The organism is Pseudomonas sp. R32 (genome assembly GCF_009866705.1).
In the GTDB taxonomy this organism is placed as follows: Bacteria; Pseudomonadota; Gammaproteobacteria; order Pseudomonadales; family Pseudomonadaceae; genus Aquipseudomonas; species Aquipseudomonas donghuensis.
This window is the reverse complement of sequence record NZ_CP019396.1, coordinates 3126177-3143954: the sequence shown is the minus strand read 5'-3', so window position 1 is coordinate 3143954 and position 17778 is coordinate 3126177. Positions and strand designations below refer to the sequence as shown.

Here is a 17778-nt window from a genome sequence, read left to right as displayed (position 1 = left end):
CTGCAGGCCTAACCGGCAACCTCCGCCCTCTGTGGCGCGACCTCGGCCTGGGCCGCCAGGGCGCGGACAAAGTCTTCTATCGGCATCGGCAGGGCGAACAGATAGCCTTGCTGAAAATCGACGTTGTGGCGTGCCAGGTAGTCGCGCTGGGTGTCGGTTTCCACGCCCTCGGCGACGATGCCCAACTCAAGCTTGGCCGACAGCTCGATGATGCTGTCGAGAATGTGCAGCGACAAGGCGTCGACGCCGATCAGGGCAACGAAACTCTGGTCGATCTTCAGGTAATCGACCTTGAACTGGCGCAAATAGCTGAGGCTGGACTGACCGGTGCCGAAGTCGTCGATGGCGATCATCACCCCCAGTTCGTGCAGCTTGGCGAACAGCGTCTGGGTGGCCTCGCTCGGGGCGATCAGTTTGCGTTCGGTCAACTCCAGGGTCAGCAACACCCGCCCGGGCGGGAAGGCGGCGAGAAAGTTCCGGCAGTCGTGGTACAGGGCCAGGTCCTGGCAGTGATCGGCGGTGATGTTGATGCCAATGTGAAAGCCATCGTCCATCAGCGCGGCATGCGGCGCCAGAAGCTGGGCGGTGCGCTGCATGAGCAGGCGCGTCATCGGTACGATCTGGCCGCTGTGTTCAGCATAGGGAATGAACAGGTCGGGGCGCACCAGGCCTTCACGCGGGTGCTGCCAGCGCATCAGCACTTCGGCACCGGCCCAGCGGTAGTCGCCCTTGCGCACCACCGGCTGGAAGTAGGGCAAAAATTCGTCGGCCTCCATCGCCCGCTGCAGTTCGACCCGCGGCGAACTGGCCCGGCGCAGCATCCAGCGGCACACGGCGCCGGCGATCACGCCGAGAAACACCAGCAAGCCGAACAGGGCAGGGTATTCGTCGCGCATCACCTGGCCGATCTTGCCGTGCTCATAACCGCTGTGAATCGAGAACGGGTAGTGGCTGGAGTCGAGCCGTACCGGTGCAACGGCGGCAGCGGGGGCGAGCCCCTCATGCACCAGGCCGTCCTTGCCCATCCAGTAGCGCCCCACCTGCAGCAACAATTGGGTGTGCGGGCCGATCAGGCGCAGGGCGGTGAGCAGGTGATCACCGTCGACGGTGCTGATGGCGCCACGCTCGCCTTCGTAGACCCGATACACCAGCAGGGGGTGGCCGGGGGTCACCGAGTTGCCATTCATCAACCAGAGTTTGCCATCGACATAGTCGCTGGCGTTGACCTGCTCGCTGTAGGGGCCGAACAGCGAACTGCAATACAGTTCGTTGCGGTACACCAGATTGGTCGAGCGCACGAACGAGCGACGGGTGACCTGATCGCGCAGGGCCAGTTTTTCTTCCATGCACGGCAGGCCGGCCAGCGGCAGCAGCGACCTGGCCGCACCGGAAATGTTATCCAGGATCAGCTCCACCTGCGCCACCACCTGCTGCGCCGTGGCCTGGCTGCGTGCGTCAAGCGCGCGCTCGGCCTGCAGGTGCATGATCACCAGCCCGCAAAGCACCGGCACGGCGCCGACGGCCCAGGGCAGCAGGGCACGCAATGTCCAGCGTCCGGGACGTTTTACCGTGAGCGGCATGGCAGCTAACCTGTATAAGCGCAGGGAATGAAAACGGCGGTGTGCCTAGGATAGCCGCTCGTCGGCCGATGGGTGTCAACTTAAGTGCGGACAAAACGGTTTACGCACTGTAGAATCCTGTTACGCATACAATAATAAGGTTCTCCACCGTCGGGGAATCAACCCACCGAGAATGGGTCCATATGAAGTGTCATGGGTTCAAGCTGATTTATGGTGACTACCTCGCCAGAAGTGTGAGGGGCATCTCTTGCGCGCCACCACGCCTGCTCGACATCGATAGCAATTAACGACCGTTATTTACCCGCTTTGATGATGAGGAAACGAGCATGGCTGATATCTTTGAAAACCCGATGGGCCTGATGGGCTTTGAATTCATCGAGTTCGCGTCGCCGACCCCGGGCGCCCTGGAACCGATCTTCCAGATCATGGGCTTCACCAAGGTGGCCACCCACCGCTCCAAGGACGTGCACCTGTACCGCCAGGGCGACATCAACCTGATCCTGAACAACGAGCCGAAAAGCGTCGCCTCGTACTTTGCCGCCGAGCATGGCCCGTCGGTATGCGGCATGGCTTTCCGTGTGCGTAATGCCCACGAAGCCTATGCCCGAGCCCTGGAACTGGGCGCCCAGCCGGTGGAAATCGAAACCGGGCCAATGGAGCTGCGCCTGCCGGCGATCAAGGGTATCGGCGGCGCGCCGCTGTACCTGATCGACCGTTTCGAGGAAGGCAGCTCGATCTATGACATCGACTTCAACTTCATCGAAGGCGTCGATCGTCATCCGGTGGGTGCCGGCCTCAAGATCATCGACCACCTGACCCACAACGTTTACCGCGGGCGCATGGCCTACTGGGCCGGTTTCTACGAGAAGCTGTTCAACTTCCGCGAGATCCGCTACTTCGACATCAAGGGCGAGTACACCGGCCTGACCTCCAAGGCGATGACCGCGCCCGACGGCATGATCCGCATCCCGCTCAACGAAGAGTCGTCCAAGGGCGCCGGGCAGATCGAAGAGTTCCTGATGCAGTTCAACGGCGAAGGCATCCAGCACGTCGCGTTCCTCTGCGACAACCTGCTCGAAAGCTGGGATGCCCTGAAGAAACTCGGCATGCGCTTCATGACGGCGCCGCCAGACACCTACTACGAGATGCTCGAAGGTCGTCTGCCAGGTCACGGCGAGCCGGTTGGCGAGTTGCAGAGCCGTGGCATTCTGCTCGACGGTTCGTCCGAGGCGGGTGACAAGCGCCTGCTGCTGCAGATCTTCTCGGAAACCCTGATGGGCCCGGTGTTCTTCGAGTTCATCCAGCGCAAGGGTGACGATGGCTTCGGTGAAGGCAACTTCAAGGCATTGTTCGAATCCATCGAGCGTGACCAGGTGCGTCGCGGTGTGCTGAGCACCGACTGATCTGGGCGGTCACTGAAAAGGCCATTGGGCGTGTGCTCAATGGCCTTTTGTATGGGTGATCACTCAGTCGGCGACGACGGCCTGCGGCGTTGCCTGAACAAACCCCAATAAGCCACCGCAGACGTGATGATGCCAACCAGCAGCAATGATGGCGCGGTTGAAGCCATGGCCTGGGTGATCATCTGCCAGGTATGACCATCCGGGTAGCCGGCATGCACGGTGTAGCCATACTTCTCCGAGACCGTGCGCTGGAGATTTTCCTTGTGATCGGGCACTTGCGAGGCGCTGCCATTGCCGGTTGCCCAGATATAGTCATTACCGAATTGCAGTACCAGGACGATGGCGTTCTTGAAACCCTGCAACTCGGTCTGCAGGATGCGGGCATCGCTGATGGCGATCACGCCGAAAGGGTATTCCTGGATACGGTAATGCAACACCGGAACATCCGGAGTGATTTCGTTGCGCAGGTCCAGGCGCAGGCGCTGGTTGAAGAAAGTGCCAGGGTCCACCGCCGCGTCAAAGTCGCCGAGCAGGGTGCTGCAATAGCCGCGGTTTTCCCTGACCAGCACCAGCGAGCGCACGTTGGGCTGTTTGAAGGCTTGCTGGCGCAGGGTGGGGAGAGCGCTCTCGCAGCGTTGTCCGGCCAGGCTGAGTACCGCACCGGCGGCGTCATGCAAGGTATCGATTACCCGGTCAATGACGTAAATGGCTTCAACGGCGGACAATTCGGAGGTTTCTTCCTGTTTGCGCTCGACCTGAAGTGACAGCACCAACAGCCCGCATGCGACCGGTGCCAGACCGATCAGGAGGGTAAGCAGAAATTCGAGCAGACTACGGCCGGCAAGACTGGGTGGAGCCATGATTGCACCTCTATGCTGAACGTAACAACGACCTTCCTGGTCGTGTGGTTACGCGTCAGCATAAAGAGTGAAGTCAGAAGCGACTGTAGGCTTGATTTACTCTGTGCGACGTACCAATCGACAATCGGTGTAATCAAGCGACTCAGCGCTTTTTCAGCGCTTCAATCACCCGGTCCGCCACAACGCCCGCCGACGCAGGGTTCTGGCCGGTGATCAAGCGTCCTTCCTTCTGATCGGCAATGGCGAAGGCTTGCCACGGCTCTTCGGCCTTGACGTACAACCCGCCGCGGGCCTTGAGCTCGGTTTCGGTCAGGTAAGGCACCACCTTGTCCAGTTCCGCCAGTTTCTCTTCCGTGTCGGAAAAACCGGTTACCTCGCGGTCCTTGACCAGCAAGGTATTGTCGCTGAGCTTGATATTGAGCAGAGCAACGGCGCCATGGCACACCGACGCCACCACGCCACCGGCTTCGAAGATGCGCCGGGCCAGGGTTTGCAGCTCAATGTTGTCGGGAAAGTCCCAGATCACACCATGGCCGCCGGCATAGTAAATGGCGCTGTAGTCCTGGGCCTTGACTTCGCCGGGGGGCAGGGTGTTGCCCAGGCGGTTCATGAACGCCTTGTTCTGATACCACTCCCAGTCGATATCCGCCGCCATTTGCAAGCTGTGCGGGTCGATCGGTACATAGCCGCCGCCGGGGCTCAGGTAGTCGACCTTGTAGCCAGCCTTTTCGACCTTGTCGACAAAGTGCACCGCTTCACCCAGCCATAGACCAGTGGCGCGCTTCAGCGTCGGGTATTTGGCCGTATTGGTCAGCACCACCAGTATCTTCTTGCTCATCGCAACGCTCCCTGATTCCGGAACCGATCCGGACTGCCCGGATCGCAGTGGAGAAACCTGTTCAGCATAGTAGCGGCTGGCATGGATGCCATTCCCCGCCGGCGATATGCTAGCCTGCGAGGATATCGCCAGCTTTGCTACAGGGAGTCTTCAAGCGGATGAACACTTTGACCCAACCCGTGGATGCGTTCATGCAGGCGGCCATCGATGAGGCCCGTCTGGGCCACGAAGAGGGTGGCATACCGATCGGCTCGGTGCTGGTGCATGACAACCGGATCATCGGCCGTGGCCACAACCGCCGCGTGCAACAGGGCAGTGCGATCCTGCACGGTGAAATGGATGCGCTGGAGAACGCTGGCCGTCTGCCAGCCAGCGTCTATGCCCAGGCGACCCTGTACACCACCCTGTCACCGTGCCCGATGTGTAGCGGGGCCATTCTGCTGTATGGCATCAAGCGCGTCATTGTGGGCGAAAACCAGACCTTCATGGGCGAGGAAGACCTGCTCAGGGCCCGTGGTGTCGAGGTGCAGGTCCTGCACAATGATAACTGCGTCAAAATGATGAAGGATTTCATCGAGGATCGCCCCGAACTCTGGAACGAAGATATCGGCGTCTAGGTCCGACTATCAAACTCCTTACCGCCAGCCGAGCTCGCCCATGTCAGTACCGATGAGTGTCAAGGTTCGCAATCACGACTGGGGCAGCACCGCCCTTGGGCCTTTGCACCTGTGGCCGGCGTCATTGCGCATTGCCGTGGACATGCTCCTGGCGTCGAAATTTCCCGGTTGCCTGATCTGGGGGCCGCAGCTGGTAACCCTCTACAACGATGCGTTCAAGCCGATCCTCGGGGCCAAGCCCGAGGCGCTCGGGCGCGGTTTTGACGAGGTCTGGAGCGAGGCCTGGGACAATATCGGCGCGCTGGTGTTTCGCACCCTGTCCGGCGAGGCGATCTTCATCGAAAACTTCCCGTTGATGATCAATCGCAACGGTTCGATGGAGCAGACCTACTTTACCTTCTGTTTCAGCCCTATCCGCGATGAGCGTGGGGCGGTGGCGGGGTTTCTCGACACGGTGATCGAGACCACCGCCAGCGTCGAGGCCGAACAGCAATGGCGTCATCTGGCCAACACGTTCGAGCGCCAGGTGCAGGAGCGCACGGCTGACCGCAATCAGTTCTGGCAACTGTCCAGCGATATCATGTTGATGGTCCTGCCGGACCTCACGATCAGCGCGGTCAACCCTGCCTGGACCCAGGTCCTGGGCTGGCACCAGGACGAAGTGCTGGGCTGCTTGATCATGAATTGGGTCCATGCGGACGATTACCAGGAGGTCTCGTCGGTGGTTGAGCGCCTGCGCGCGGGCCAAGGCACTGGAAACACGGTCAGTCGCTTGCGTCACAAAGACGGGCACTATCGTTGGTTCAACTGGGCAGCGGTGCCTTCGGCGCTTGGTTTTACCGCCGTAGGCAGCGACATCACCCAGGAGCGCGAGCGCGAAGAGGCGTTGCGTCACGCTGAAGAATTGCTGCACCAAAGCCAGAAAATGGAGGCAATCGGTCAGCTTTCCGGCGGCATGGCCCATGATTTCAACAACCTGCTGACCAGCATCAGCGGTAGCCTGGAACTGCTCGAACGGCGCATTGCCCAGGGGCAGCTGGATAACCTGCACGTCTACCTCGATGCCGCCCGTGGCGCGACCAGGCGCGCGGCGTCCCTGACCCATCGATTGCTGGCCTTTTCCCGGCGCCAGGCACTCGATCCCAAACCTGCCAGTGTCAATCAGTTGGTACTGGACATCGAGCGGTTGATCCAGCAGACCCTGGGTACGCACATCGAATTGCAGGTGCAGGTCGAGCCTGCCCCCTGGTGGGTGCTGGTCGATGCCACCCAGCTTGAGAATGCCCTGATCAACCTGTGCATCAATGCCCGCGACGCGATGGGGGCCGGTGGCTGCCTGCGCATCAGTACCGGAAACGAACGCCATGAGCTGCCCTTCGAGGGCGAAGATGGCCTGGGCCCGGGCGACTATTTTTCGCTACAGGTACAGGACAACGGTCAAGGCATGAGTGCCGACATCGTCGCGCGTGCCTTTGACCCGTTCTTTACCACCAAGCCGGTAGGCCAGGGCACCGGGCTTGGCCTGTCGATGGTCTATGGGTTTGTCCGCCAGTCGGGCGGGCGGGTATGGATCGATTCGAGTCCCGGGCAGGGCACCCGGGTGAAGATACTCCTGCCACGCTACCTGGGCGAACTGCCGGAATCCGCGCGTGGCAAGCCTTCTGGCAAAGCCTACGCACGGGCCAATGGCGAGCGCATCCTATTGGTCGACGATGAGAGCAGCTTGCGTTCAATGATCAAGGAGGCCCTGGACGAGGAAGGCTTCGAGGTGTTCGTCGCGGGCGATGCCAATGCGGCGCTGCAGCAGTTTCAGGCGTTGGGCTCGGTCGACCTGCTGATCACCGATATCGGCTTGCCGGGCGGCTTCAACGGCCGACAGCTGGCCAATGCCCTGCGCATGCTGCAGCCAGAGCAGAGGATACTGTTCATTACCGGCTTCGCAGCACAGGAAGTGACCGAACAGCAAGTCCTTGAGCCTGGTTCTGCGCTGATGACCAAGCCTTTTTCCCTGCAAGACCTGGTCCACCAGGTGCAGGAGATGCTGGCACCGGTTCAGCCGCTGGTTTGCGACCTGTCCCCGGTGCTGCGCTGACTGGCCAGGTGCTCGAGCACCAGGTACGTCAGTGTGGCAATCAGCAGCGGCAGCAGAAAGTAGATCGCCCGATAGCCAATCAATGCCGCAAGCAGCGTACCTTTGCCGTAGCTCCCGTGCAGCAGGGAGAGAAACACTGTTTCAAGCACACCGAGCCCGGCCGGAATATGGGTAATGACCCCGGCAATGCTGCTGATCATCAGCACCGCCAGAAGGGTCGGATAGTCTGCCCCTTTGGGCAGCAGGGTGAACACCACCAGCGCCATCAACGACCAGCTGCAGGCGCCCATCAGCATTTGTAGCGTGGCCAGGCGGATGCCCGGCAGGCTGATCTGATGCTGGCGCAAGCGCCAGGTACGACGGGTAGCGAACCCGCAGGCAAGCCAATAGATCACCGCCACCAGCAACAGCAGCGCGCCGATCAGGCGCAGGCCGGTATTGCCGATCTCCATGCCGGCCGGCAATCTGGGCAGCCCGCACACAAACAAGCTACCCGCCACCACGCAGTACCCCACCCAGTTGGTCAGTAGCCCCAGGCTGAGCACCCGGGTAATGGTCGAGACCTTCAGGCCGAGGCGGGTATACAAGCGGTAACGCAGGGCGATGCCACCGACCCAGGCGCTAAGGTTGAGGTTGAAGGCGTAGCACACGAACGCCAGCGGCAGCACCTGACGGGCCGGCAGGTGGTGCCCGGTGTAGTGGCGCCCGAGCAGGTCGAAGCTGCTGAACAGGGCAAAGCTGCCCAGGGTCACGCCAGCGGCCAACGCCAACGTGCTCCAGCGATAGGCGGCCAAGGCCTGGTGCACTTCCTGCCAGTCGAGGTTTTTCAGCACGCTGAACAGCAACACCGGCACCAGGATGAAAAACGCCAGGGTCAGTGCCTGCCGCGCACGGCGCCAGCGCTTCTGGTGCTTGTTCATGTCGGTTTTCCCGGTAGTTCGTGGCCTTCGTACAGCGGTTTGAGCCGTGGTACATGGGCCGGCAGCCAGCCAATCAGGGCCGGAAAATGGCGGATGAAGTGAAAGGTCAGGAAGATCAGCGGCGCCCGCCACCAGTAGCCGCGCAGCACGCGTTTCAGGCTGACCGCTTTGCAGCGATGGGCGGTGAGCTCCTGCAGGTGCTCGTGCAGGCGGGTGTTGAAGGTCTCATCGCGGATGATCAGGTTGGCCTCAAGGTTCAAGGCCAGGCTCAGGGGGTCGAGGTTGCTGGAACCGACCGTCGACCAGTGCCGGTCCACCAGCGCCACCTTGCCGTGCAAGGGCCGCTCGCAGTACTCGAAAATCCGCACGCCGTCGCTGATCAGGTAGTTGTACAGCAAGCGCGAGCACATTCGCACCCAGGGCATGTCGGGCACGCCCTGCAGCACCAGGGTGACCCTCACGCCGCGGCGGGCGGCATTGCGGATCGCCCGTAGCAGCCGGTAACCGGGAAAGAAATAAGCATTGGCGATGGTGATCCGTTCGCGCGCACCGTTCAACGCCCGCAGATAGTGCTGCTCGATGTCATTGGGATGATCCTGGTTATCGCGGATGCACAGGGTCATGCTCGCCTGATCACTGTCCGGGGCGATCGGCACCCGCCGTTGCCACCAGCGCCGGCTGCCCGGTTTGAGCGCGCTGTGTTGTTCCAGCAAGCGCAGGGTAGCGCGCTGCAGGTCGGCGACGATCGGCCCGCGCACCTGTACCGCGTAGTCCTGTTTGGCCATCGGTCCGAAGTCGGCCAGGTGATCGGCGCAATAATTGATGCCGCCGACAAAGCCGACCTCGCCGTCGACCACCAGGATCTTGCGGTGCAGGCGGCGAAACAGGTTGGTGCGCAGGCCCAGGCGTTTCGGGCTCGGGTCGAACGCCTGCAGGTGAACGCCGGCGTCGCTGAGTTCGCGCAGGTAGTCGACGCTCAGGTCGGCGGTGCCGTAACCGTCGACCAGCATCTCGACCTTGACCCCGCGCTTGGCTGCAGCGATCAACAGTTGCTGCAGCTGCTTGCCGACTTTGTCTTCAAAGATGATGAAGGTTTCCAGGAGGATTTCCACGCGCGCCTGTTCAATGGCGGCAAAGGCACTGGCGAAATAGTCTTCACCGTTGATCAGCAACTGCACCTGGTTGTCGGGTCGCCATTGGTTGTTCACAGGAGCACCTCCACTGCCAATGGCAGGTGGTCGGAAAGGTGGGTCCAGGGCTTGCGGGCCATGACCTTGGGCGCATGCGCGCGGGCGTTGCGCAGGTAGATGCGGTCCAGGCACAGCAGCGGCCAGCGCGCCGGAAAGCTGCGCGCCGGCTGGCCATATGCCTGGCTGAAGACTTCCCGCAGGCCGCACTCGAGCAGCACCCCATCGGCGCGCTGGCGCCAGTCGTTGAAGTCGCCGGCAACGATGACCGGGGCATCGCCGGGCAGGCTGTGCAGCAGCGCGCAGAGCAGGCGCAACTGTTGCTGGCGCTGGCGTTCGTCCAGGCCCAGATGCACGCACACCGTGTGCAGTTCGGTCTCCGCCGGCAGCGCCAGGACCGAATGCAGCAGGCCACGTTGCTCAGTGCCGTGGACGCTGACATCGAGATTGTCGTGGCGCAGGATCGGGAACTTGGACAGCAGGGCATTGCCGTGTTCGCCTTGCGGGTACACGGCGTTGCGGCCATAGGCGAACACCGGCCAGAGGCTGTCGGCGAGAAACTCGTACTGCGGTACCTGCGACCAGTTGCGGTGGCGCAGGCCGTGCTGGCGGTGGCTGCCCAGCACTTCCTGAAGGAACACCAGGTCGGCGTTCTCGCTGCGCACCGCTTCACGCAGCTCGGGCAACACGTAATGGCGGTTCAGCGGGCTGAAGCCCTTGTGCGCGTTGACCGTCAACACCCGTACCCGATGCACTGCCGGCGCCGCAGCAAGAGGGCCGGTTGATTCCATCCGGCTCATGGCCGACGACCCTTGCCAAGGTAGAGAGGCCGGGTCAGCTGGCTGAGCTGCACCGGTGCCGGAATCAGTGCTCGTTCGGCATTGGCTAACGCATTGCCCACGGGTGGCCTCCGTTGATAACGCTCAGGCAAGCACTGTGGGTGCCTGCTGTCCTCGCACTATCTCTGGACCACAGGGGTTGCCGGGGGGTTCAACCGGGGGGGCGGACGGTTGTCGAAGCGGGTCAAAGACCTTGTTGCACCAGCGGGTCGTCCGGGTTCTGCTGTTCCAGCTGGGCCAGCAATACCTGCACATTCTGCAGTTGGCCGGTTTCTTTCCAGTACTCGATCAGCAGCACCCGCGCCTTGCGATTGGCCGGTTGCCGGGCAAGGATGGTCTCCAGCTGCTTTTGTGCGGCATCGACCTGCTCCAGCTGGTGCAGGCTGGTGGCCAGGGTGTAGCGGTAGTCGTTGTTCTCCGGTTCCAGCTCCAGGGCCCGGGCGAAGGCCAGCAGGGCGTACTCGTCCTGGCCATGGCGCAGCAGCCAGCGGCCCAGTTCATGTTGCAGGAAGGCTGAACCCGGGCGTTGTTGCAAGGCCTTGGCCAACACCTGGCGCGAGGCATCGGTCTGATTCTGGCGCTCCAGCAACTGGACCTGGGCGGCCAGTGCATCGAGATTGTCCGGGGCCAGTTGCAAGGTGCGCTGCAGTGCTTGTGCGGCCTCCTGGTAGCTGTTTTCGTGCAGGTACAGCTGAGCCAGGTGCAACTGCGCGCTGGCATCGTCGTCACGCCGGGCCAAGACCTGCTGATACTGCTCCAGCACCTCCTGCAGCGGGCCAAAGTACAGGCCAATTTCATCCGGGCCCAGCCCGAGCAAGGCATCGACCACCGCGAAACGCACACTTTGCTCGTCATCGTCGAGCAAGGGGCCGAGTACCAGGCTGCGCTGGGCGCCGGGCAGCATCGCCTGAATGCTGGCAATGGCGGCGCGGCGCACCAGCGGATCGTCGTGCTGCAGGTCGCGGCTGGCCAGTTTCAGGGCCAGGGGCGAGGGGTAGTTGGGCAGTTCGGCGTACAGGCTGGCGCGGCGGATAGGCGACAGGTCAGCGCGCCCCAGTTGCTGGTAAAGCACCCGTGCAGCGCCTGGCTGGCCGTCATGGGCCATGGTCAGCGCCTTGGTGTAGCTGTGCTTGAGGGCCGGTGCCGGTGCCGGGCTGTCGTCACGCCAGAAATAGCCACCAAGGCCCAGGATGATGAGCAGGGTCAGGCTGATGAACGTGTACTGGCGCTGTTTCGACATGGTGAATCCGAAGCGTGTCGCGGCTGCAAAGGGTTGAGCTTGGGTCACGAGGGCCGGTGGCGTCAAATGCAAAGCGTGGTTATGCGCTGACTGCATCGCCGGCAAGGTCCAGCGTATGCAGCACCTGTGGGAGCTGGCCTTGCCAGCGATGGGCTGCAAAGCAGCCCCTGGAATCGTCAGACACAAAAAAGCCCCGCCAGCGTGAGCCAGCGGGGCAAAAGGCCGGTCAGAAACCAACCAAAGGAGCTATTGAATCAGTTCACCGCCGCCACGCTCTCGGCCTGCCAGCCACCACCGAGGGCCTTGTAGATGGCGACAATGCCGCGGTACAGGTCGACTTCACCCTGGGCCTGGGCGTCTTCGGCGCTCAGGCGTTCGCGTTCGGCGTCGAGCAGCACCAGGTAATCGACCGTACCTTCACGGTAGCGAATCGAAGCCAGCTCCGCCGCCTTGCGGCTGGCTTCGCTCTGGCGCAGCAGGGCCAGCAGGCGTTGCTGACGTTTGCTGTAGTCGCTGAAGGCGTTTTCCGACTCTTCCAGGGCCAGCAGCACCTGCTGTTCATAGTTGGCCAGCGCACCCTCGGCATCGGCATTGGCGCCGCGCAAACGGGCGCGCACGCTGCCCAGGTCAAAGGCCGCCCAGGTAATGCTCGGGCCCAGGGCCCAGGCTTTGGCGGCTGACGAGCCCAGTTGCGAACCGCGCCCGGCGGTAAAGCCCAGGAAGCCGCTGAGGCTGACCCGTGGGAACAGGTCGGCCGTGGCCACGCCGATGTTGGCGGTGGCGGCGGCCAGTTGGCGTTCGGCGCTGCGGATATCCGGGCGGCGCTTGAGCAGCTCGCCCGGGTCACCCACCGGCAGCGCTTTGGCAATGGCCGGCAGTTGCGCCGGTGACAGGTCCACCGCCAGGGTGTCCGGGCGCTGGCCGAGCAGGGTGGCGATGCGGTTGCGCGCCCGCACCTGTTCGGCCTGCAGTTGCGGCACGCTGGCTTCGACCGCCGCCAGGCGGGCATCGGCACGCACCACGTCAAGGTCGTTGCCGACCCCGGCGTCGCGCAGGGTTTCGGTAATGCCACGCGAATCCTGCTGGGTCTTGAGGTTGGCCAGGGCGATCTTCTCGCGCAACTGTGCACCGCGTAGCTGGCCGTAGGCGTCGACCAGCTCGGCGATCAGGCTGACCTGCAACTGCTGCAGGTCGGCCTGGGCGGCATCCTGCTCGGCTTCGCTGGCTTCCAGCTGGCGCTGGATACGGCCGAACAGGTCCAGTTCCCAGGCCATGTCCAGGCCCAGGTCGTAGCGTTCGCTGTTGACCCGGTCCTCGGTCTGGCCGGGGACCTGGCCCTTGCCCAGGTCGCTGCTGGCGCGGCTGGTCACCGTTGGCAGGGCGTCGTTGCTGACATCGTCGCGAATCGCCCGCGCCGCTTTCAGCCGGGCGAAGGCCACGCGCAGTTCACGGTTGCCGTCCAGCGACTGGCTGACCAGCGTGTTCAGCACCGGGTCGTCGAACTGCTTCCACCAGATGCTTTCGAAGCGGCTGCGGTCGAATGTAGCCTTGGCGCTCGGCTCGTTGGCGGCGCTCAGTTGCGCCGCTGCGGTATCCGGGGCCTTGTAGTCCGGGCCCACCGCACACGCGGCCAGGGCCAGGACCAGCAGGCTGGGCATAAAGAGTTTCACACTGCGGTTCATGCATGAGTCTCCAGCTTCAGCGCACGCGCCGCTTTGCGGGCCTGGCTGCGTTCCACGTAACGGCGGATCAGGACAAAGAACACCGGCGTCAGCAGCAGACCGAAGAAGGTCACCCCGATCATCCCGGAGAACACCGCCACACCCATGGCATGACGCATTTCGGCACCGGCACCGGAAGAGAACACCAGCGGCACCACACCCATGATGAAGGCGATCGAGGTCATCAGGATCGGCCGCAGACGCAGGCGGCAGGCTTCCAGTACCGCGGCCAGCGGGTCGAGGCCTTCGGCCTGTTTGTCCTTGGCGAACTCGACGATCAGGATGGCGTTCTTGCACGCCAGCCCCACCAGTACGATCAAGCCGATCTGGGTGAAGATGTTGTTGTCGCCACCGGACAGGATCACCCCGGTGATCGCTGACAGCAGGGTCATCGGCACGATCAGGATCACCGCCAGCGGCAGGCTCCAGCTTTCGTACTGGGCGGCCAGCACCAGGAAGGCCAGCAGCACGCAGAGCGGGAAGACGAACAGCGCGGTGTTACCGGCGAGGATCTGCTGGTAGGTAAGCTCCGTCCATTCGAAGGTCATGCCGTTGGGCCGTTCTTCCTTGAGCAGCTTCTCGATGGCCTTTTCCGCTTGCCCGGAACTGTAGCCGGGCGCTGCGGCACCATTGATCTCGGCGGTGATGAAGCCGTTGTAGTGCATGACACGGTCCGGCCCCGAGGTGTCACTGACCTTGATGAAGGTCGCCAGCGGGATCATCTCGCCCTGGTTGTTGCGCACCTTGAGCTGGCCGATCTGCTCGGCTTCGAGGCGGAACTGCTGCTCGGCCTGGACGTTGACCTGGTAGGTGCGGCCAAAGCGGTTGAAGTCGTTGGCGTACAACGAACCCAGGTAGATCTGCAGGGTGTCGAAGATATCGCTGATGGCGACACCGTGGGTCTTGGCCTTCTCGCGGTCGATGGCGGCATCGACCTGTGGCACGTTGACCTGGTAGCTGGTGAACAGCCCGGCCAGTTCCGGCACGTTGTGGCTCTTGGCGATGATGTTCTGGGTTTCCTTGTACAGCGCTTCATAACCCAGGTTGCCACGGTCTTCGATCTGCAGGCGGAAACCACCGATGGTGCCCAGCCCCTGTACCGGCGGCGGCGGGAAGATCGCAATGTAGGCGTCTTCGATGTCGGCGAACTGCGCGTTCAGTGCGGCGGCAATCGCGGCGGCCGACTGGCTCGGGTCCTTGCGCTCATCGAACGGCTTGAGCGGGGTGAATACGATGCCGCTGTTCGGGCTGTTGGTGAAGCCGTTGATCGACAGGCCCGGGAAGGCCACCGAGTCGGCTACGCCGGGTTGCTTGAGGGCGATCTCGCTCATCTTCTTGATCACCGCTTCCGTGCGGTCGAGGCTGGCGGCATCCGGCAGTTGCGCGAAGGCCACCAGGTACTGCTTGTCTTGCGCCGGGACGAAACCGGTCGGCGTCGAGGAGAAGCCCAGCCAGGTCATGATGATCAGGCCGCCATAGACGAACAGGGCGATGCCGCTGCTGCGGATGACCCGGCCGACCGCGCCGACGTAGCCATGGCTGGCACGGTCGAAGAAGCGGTTGAACGGGCCGAACAGCCAGCCACCGAGCAGGCGTTCGAGTACTTTCGAGAAGCGGTCCTTCGGTGCGTGATGCTCCTTGAGCAGTACCGCGGCCAGGGCCGGCGACAGGGTCAGGGAGTTGAAGGCCGAGATCACCGTCGAAATGGCGATGGTCAGGGCGAACTGCTTGTAGAACTGCCCGGTAAGGCCGGAAATGAACGCTGCCGGCACGAACACCGCGCACAGCACCAGCGCCGTGGCGATGATCGGCCCGGTCACTTCGCTCATGGCCTTTTGCGTGGCTTCCAGGGGCTTGAGGCCCAGGCCGATGTTACGTTCGACGTTCTCCACCACAACGATGGCGTCGTCGACCACGATCCCGATGGCCAGTACCAGGCCGAACAGCGACAGGGCGTTGAGCGAGAAGCCGAACAGGTGCATGACCGCGAAGGTACCGATCAAGGATACCGGCACGGCCACCAACGGGATGATCGAGGCGCGCCAGGTCTGCAGGAACAGGATGACCACCAGCACCACCAGGATCAGCGCCTCGAACAGGGTATGCACCACCGCTTCGATCGAGCCGCGGACGAACACCGTCGGGTCATAGACGATGCTGTAGTCCATGCCTTCGGGGAAGTCCTTCTTCAGCTCGGCCATTTTCCCCCGGACCTCGTCGGAGATCTCGATGGCGTTGGAGCCAGGACGCTGGAAGATCGGGATGGCCACCGCCGGCTGGTTGTTCAGCAGCGAACGCAGGGCGTACTGGCTGGAGCCGAGCTCGACCCGGGCAATGTCCTTCAGGCGAGTGATTTCGCCATCGGCGCCTGAGCGGATGATGATGTTCTCGAACTCTTCTTCACTGACCAGGCGGCCCTGGGTGTTCACCGACAACTGGAAGCTGGTGGTCCCCGGTGCGGGTGGGGCACCGAGTTGACCGGCAGCCACCTGACGGTTCTGCTCGCGAATGGCCGCAACCACGTCGCTGGCCGTCAGGTTGCGCGATGCGGTCTTGTTTGGATCAAGCCAGACCCGCAGCGAATAGTCGCCCATGCCGAACAGCTGCACGTCACCGACGCCGCCCAGGCGGGCCAGTTCGTCCTTGATGTTAAGGATGGCGTAGTTGGACAGGTAGAGCATGTCGTAGCGGTTGTCCGGCGAGGTCAGGTGCACGACCATGGTCAGGTCGGGTGAAGCCTTGTCGACGGTGATGCCGATCCGCGTCACTTCCTCGGGCAGCTTGGGCTGGGTCCGGGTCACACGGTTCTGCACCTGCACCTGGGCGTTGTCCAGGTCGGTGCCCAGGGCAAAGGTGATGGTCAGGGTCAGCTTGCCATCCGCGGTGGACTGGGAGGACATGTAAAGCATGTTCTCCACCCCGGTAATCGCTTGCTCAAGCGGTGCGGCGACGGTTTCGCCGATCACTTTCGGGTTGGCACCGGGGAAGTTGGCGCGCACCACCACGGTGGGCGGTACCACTTCCGGGTATTCGCTGATCGGCAGCTGGAACAGCGAGATGCTGCCGGCGATCAGGATCAACAGCGACAGCACCGCGGCGAAGATCGGCCGGGTAATAAAAAACTTGGAAAAATTCATCGGACTGATCCCTTAACCGCGCGGTGCCGAGGCACTGGCGAGTTTTACGCTGGGGGTGGCCACGGCTTTGCCCTGGACACTGGCCTCGAGCACCTGGCGTTGTTGGGCGAGGGCGGCGATGGTCGCTTCACTGGCCATCGGCGTGTCCTGCGGGTCGACCGGCGAGCCCGGGCGCACCCGTTGCAGGCCCTTGACGACGATGCGGTCATCCTTGCTCAGGCCATTGCGCACGATACGCAGGCCTTCGAGTTTCGGCCCCAGTTCAACGGCGCGATACGCGGCCTTGTTGTCCTTGTCCATGACCAGCACGAACTTCTTGCCAAGGTCGGTGCCCACCGCTTCGTCGTTGATCAGCACCGCCGAGTAGGTGGCGCTGCCGACCAGTTTCAGGCGTGCATACAGGCCCGGGGTGAACTGGCCGTCGGTGTTGTCGAACACTGCGCGGCCACGGATGGTGCCGGTCTTGGGGTTGACCTGGTTGTCGACGAAGTTCATCTGGCCCAGGTGCGGGTTGCCGCTTTCGTTGGACAGGCCCAGGTACACCGGGGTGCTCTGGCCGCGCTGGCCGTCGCGCGCCAGCTGGGTGTACTTGAGGTACACGCGCTCGTCGGCGTCGAAGTAGGCGTAGACCTTGTCGGTGGAGACCACGCTGGTCAGCGGCGTCACATCGGCGGTGACGATGTTGCCGGCGGTGAACTGGGCGCGGCTGACCCGGCCGCTGATCGGTGCGGTAACGCGGGTGAAGCTCAGGTTCAGGCGGGCCAGGTCAAGCTGGGCCTGGATTGCGGCGACTCCGGCGCGGGCTTCGGCGGCGGCGCTGGTGCGCGATTCGGCAAGCTCGGCGGAAATCGCGTTGCTGCTGCGCAGGCGCTCGCCACGTTGGGCTTCGTTTTCACTGCGGATGGCGGTGGCGCGGGCTTGTTGCAGTTGGGCTTCGAGGCGGCGGACCTCAGCCTGGAACGGACGTGGGTCGATCTGGAACAACAGATCGCCTTTTTTCACCTGGGCGCCTTCGGTGAAGGCCACCTGGTCGATCTGCCCGGAGACGCGCGGGCGCACCTCGACGGTTTCCGGCGCTTCCAGGCGGCCGGTGAACTCGTCCCATTCGTTGATCGGTTGTTCCAGAACCTTGGCCACGCTGACCTTGGTCGCTGCCGGTGCCTGCACGGCCTCCGGGGTGCGACCGCAGGCACTCATCACCACTACAGCCAATAGAGCAAGGGGGTAACGCAAAGGTTTGAGTGACTGTTCCATGGGGAGTCCGCCAATTTATTGATAGTGGGCGGATTCTGCGATCTGGAACTATTAACGACGAATCGAATGGGGCGAAGGTTATTATCATTG

Annotated in this window: 13 protein-coding genes; 3 read left to right on the top strand and 10 right to left on the bottom strand. The window is 62.9% G+C overall.

Translation table 11 applies throughout. The annotated features are described in order from the left end of the window. Positions 1-8 precede the first annotated feature (8 nt). On the bottom strand, positions 9-1580 hold the full coding sequence (locus tag PspR32_RS14615) for an EAL domain-containing protein (RefSeq protein ID WP_159388766.1): 1572 nt from the start codon (positions 1578-1580) through the stop codon (positions 9-11). Between the two features lie 326 nt (positions 1581-1906). Here PspR32_RS14615 and hppD point away from each other — a divergent pair, with 326 nt between their 5' ends. Then, positions 1907-2983 (top strand): 4-hydroxyphenylpyruvate dioxygenase, encoded by a 1077-nt coding sequence (hppD, locus tag PspR32_RS14610; protein ID WP_010223608.1) that lies wholly within the window; start codon positions 1907-1909, stop codon positions 2981-2983. Positions 2984-3042: 59 nt separating this feature from the next. Here the strand turns inward: hppD and PspR32_RS14605 are convergent, their stop codons facing one another. After that, entirely contained in the window at positions 3043-3843 is an 801-nt protein-coding gene (locus tag PspR32_RS14605) for a CSS-motif domain-containing protein (RefSeq protein WP_010223605.1), read from the bottom strand. Positions 3844-3985: 142 nt separating this feature from the next. Beyond that, on the bottom strand, positions 3986-4681 hold the full coding sequence (locus tag PspR32_RS14600; RefSeq protein ID WP_010223603.1) for a type 1 glutamine amidotransferase domain-containing protein: 696 nt from the start codon (positions 4679-4681) through the stop codon (positions 3986-3988). Between the two features lie 179 nt (positions 4682-4860). Between PspR32_RS14600 and PspR32_RS14595 the strand changes: the two genes are divergently transcribed. Then, complete coding sequence (locus tag PspR32_RS14595) at positions 4861-5298, top strand: nucleoside deaminase (RefSeq protein WP_010223601.1); 438 nt, start codon at positions 4861-4863, stop codon at positions 5296-5298. A gap of 52 nt (positions 5299-5350) precedes the next feature. Next, complete coding sequence (locus PspR32_RS14590) at positions 5351-7390, top strand: hybrid sensor histidine kinase/response regulator (protein ID WP_159388765.1); 2040 nt, start codon at positions 5351-5353, stop codon at positions 7388-7390. Here the strand turns inward: PspR32_RS14590 and PspR32_RS14585 are convergent. The 7 genes from PspR32_RS14585 to mexE form a co-directional block, all read right to left on the bottom strand. Then, positions 7351-8310, bottom strand: coding sequence for a lysylphosphatidylglycerol synthase domain-containing protein (locus PspR32_RS14585; RefSeq protein WP_159388764.1), 960 nt, complete (start codon positions 8308-8310; stop codon positions 7351-7353). The two genes, PspR32_RS14590 and PspR32_RS14585, sit on opposite strands and share 40 nt — an antisense overlap. Then, on the bottom strand, positions 8307-9518 hold the full coding sequence (clsB, locus tag PspR32_RS14580; RefSeq protein ID WP_010223595.1) for a cardiolipin synthase ClsB: 1212 nt from the start codon (positions 9516-9518) through the stop codon (positions 8307-8309). The genes PspR32_RS14585 and clsB overlap by 4 nt, the downstream gene beginning before the upstream one ends. After that, complete coding sequence (locus PspR32_RS14575) at positions 9515-10288, bottom strand: endonuclease/exonuclease/phosphatase family protein (RefSeq protein ID WP_100783370.1); 774 nt, start codon at positions 10286-10288, stop codon at positions 9515-9517. The genes clsB and PspR32_RS14575 overlap by 4 nt, the downstream gene beginning before the upstream one ends. Positions 10289-10520: 232 nt before the next feature. Beyond that, the gene (locus PspR32_RS14570; protein ID WP_159388763.1) at positions 10521-11576 is read right to left on the bottom strand and encodes a tetratricopeptide repeat protein; all 1056 of its coding nucleotides are present in this window, start codon (positions 11574-11576) and stop codon (positions 10521-10523) included. A gap of 254 nt (positions 11577-11830) precedes the next feature. Further along, complete coding sequence (locus PspR32_RS14565; protein ID WP_036995146.1) at positions 11831-13258, bottom strand: efflux transporter outer membrane subunit; 1428 nt, start codon at positions 13256-13258, stop codon at positions 11831-11833. Further along, positions 13255-16434 (bottom strand): efflux RND transporter permease subunit, encoded by a 3180-nt coding sequence (locus PspR32_RS14560; protein WP_159388762.1) that lies wholly within the window; start codon positions 16432-16434, stop codon positions 13255-13257. The genes PspR32_RS14565 and PspR32_RS14560 overlap by 4 nt, the downstream gene beginning before the upstream one ends. Positions 16435-16446: 12 nt before the next feature. Next, on the bottom strand, positions 16447-17688 hold the full coding sequence (gene mexE, locus PspR32_RS14555; protein ID WP_159388761.1) for a multidrug efflux RND transporter periplasmic adaptor subunit MexE: 1242 nt from the start codon (positions 17686-17688) through the stop codon (positions 16447-16449). Positions 17689-17778 lie beyond the last annotated feature (90 nt).

Excerpts from the sequence above, each read along its gene's own strand:
- PspR32_RS14615 (WP_159388766.1), bottom strand. The coding sequence starts at position 1,580 with ATGCCGCTCACGGTAAAACGTCCCGGACGCTGGACATTGCGTGCCCTG.
- hppD (WP_010223608.1), top strand. The coding sequence starts at position 1,907 with ATGGCTGATATCTTTGAAAACCCGATGGGCCTGATGGGCTTTGAATTC.
- PspR32_RS14605 (WP_010223605.1), bottom strand. The coding sequence starts at position 3,843 with ATGGCTCCACCCAGTCTTGCCGGCCGTAGTCTGCTCGAATTTCTGCTT.
- PspR32_RS14600 (WP_010223603.1), bottom strand. The coding sequence starts at position 4,681 with ATGAGCAAGAAGATACTGGTGGTGCTGACCAATACGGCCAAATACCCG.
- PspR32_RS14590 (WP_159388765.1), top strand. The coding sequence starts at position 5,351 with ATGAGTGTCAAGGTTCGCAATCACGACTGGGGCAGCACCGCCCTTGGG.
- PspR32_RS14585 (WP_159388764.1), bottom strand. The coding sequence starts at position 8,310 with ATGAACAAGCACCAGAAGCGCTGGCGCCGTGCGCGGCAGGCACTGACC.
- PspR32_RS14575 (WP_100783370.1), bottom strand. The coding sequence starts at position 10,288 with ATGGAATCAACCGGCCCTCTTGCTGCGGCGCCGGCAGTGCATCGGGTA.
- PspR32_RS14570 (WP_159388763.1), bottom strand. The coding sequence starts at position 11,576 with ATGTCGAAACAGCGCCAGTACACGTTCATCAGCCTGACCCTGCTCATC.
- PspR32_RS14565 (WP_036995146.1), bottom strand. The coding sequence starts at position 13,258 with ATGAACCGCAGTGTGAAACTCTTTATGCCCAGCCTGCTGGTCCTGGCC.
- PspR32_RS14560 (WP_159388762.1), bottom strand. The coding sequence starts at position 16,434 with ATGAATTTTTCCAAGTTTTTTATTACCCGGCCGATCTTCGCCGCGGTG.
- mexE (WP_159388761.1), bottom strand. The coding sequence starts at position 17,688 with ATGGAACAGTCACTCAAACCTTTGCGTTACCCCCTTGCTCTATTGGCT.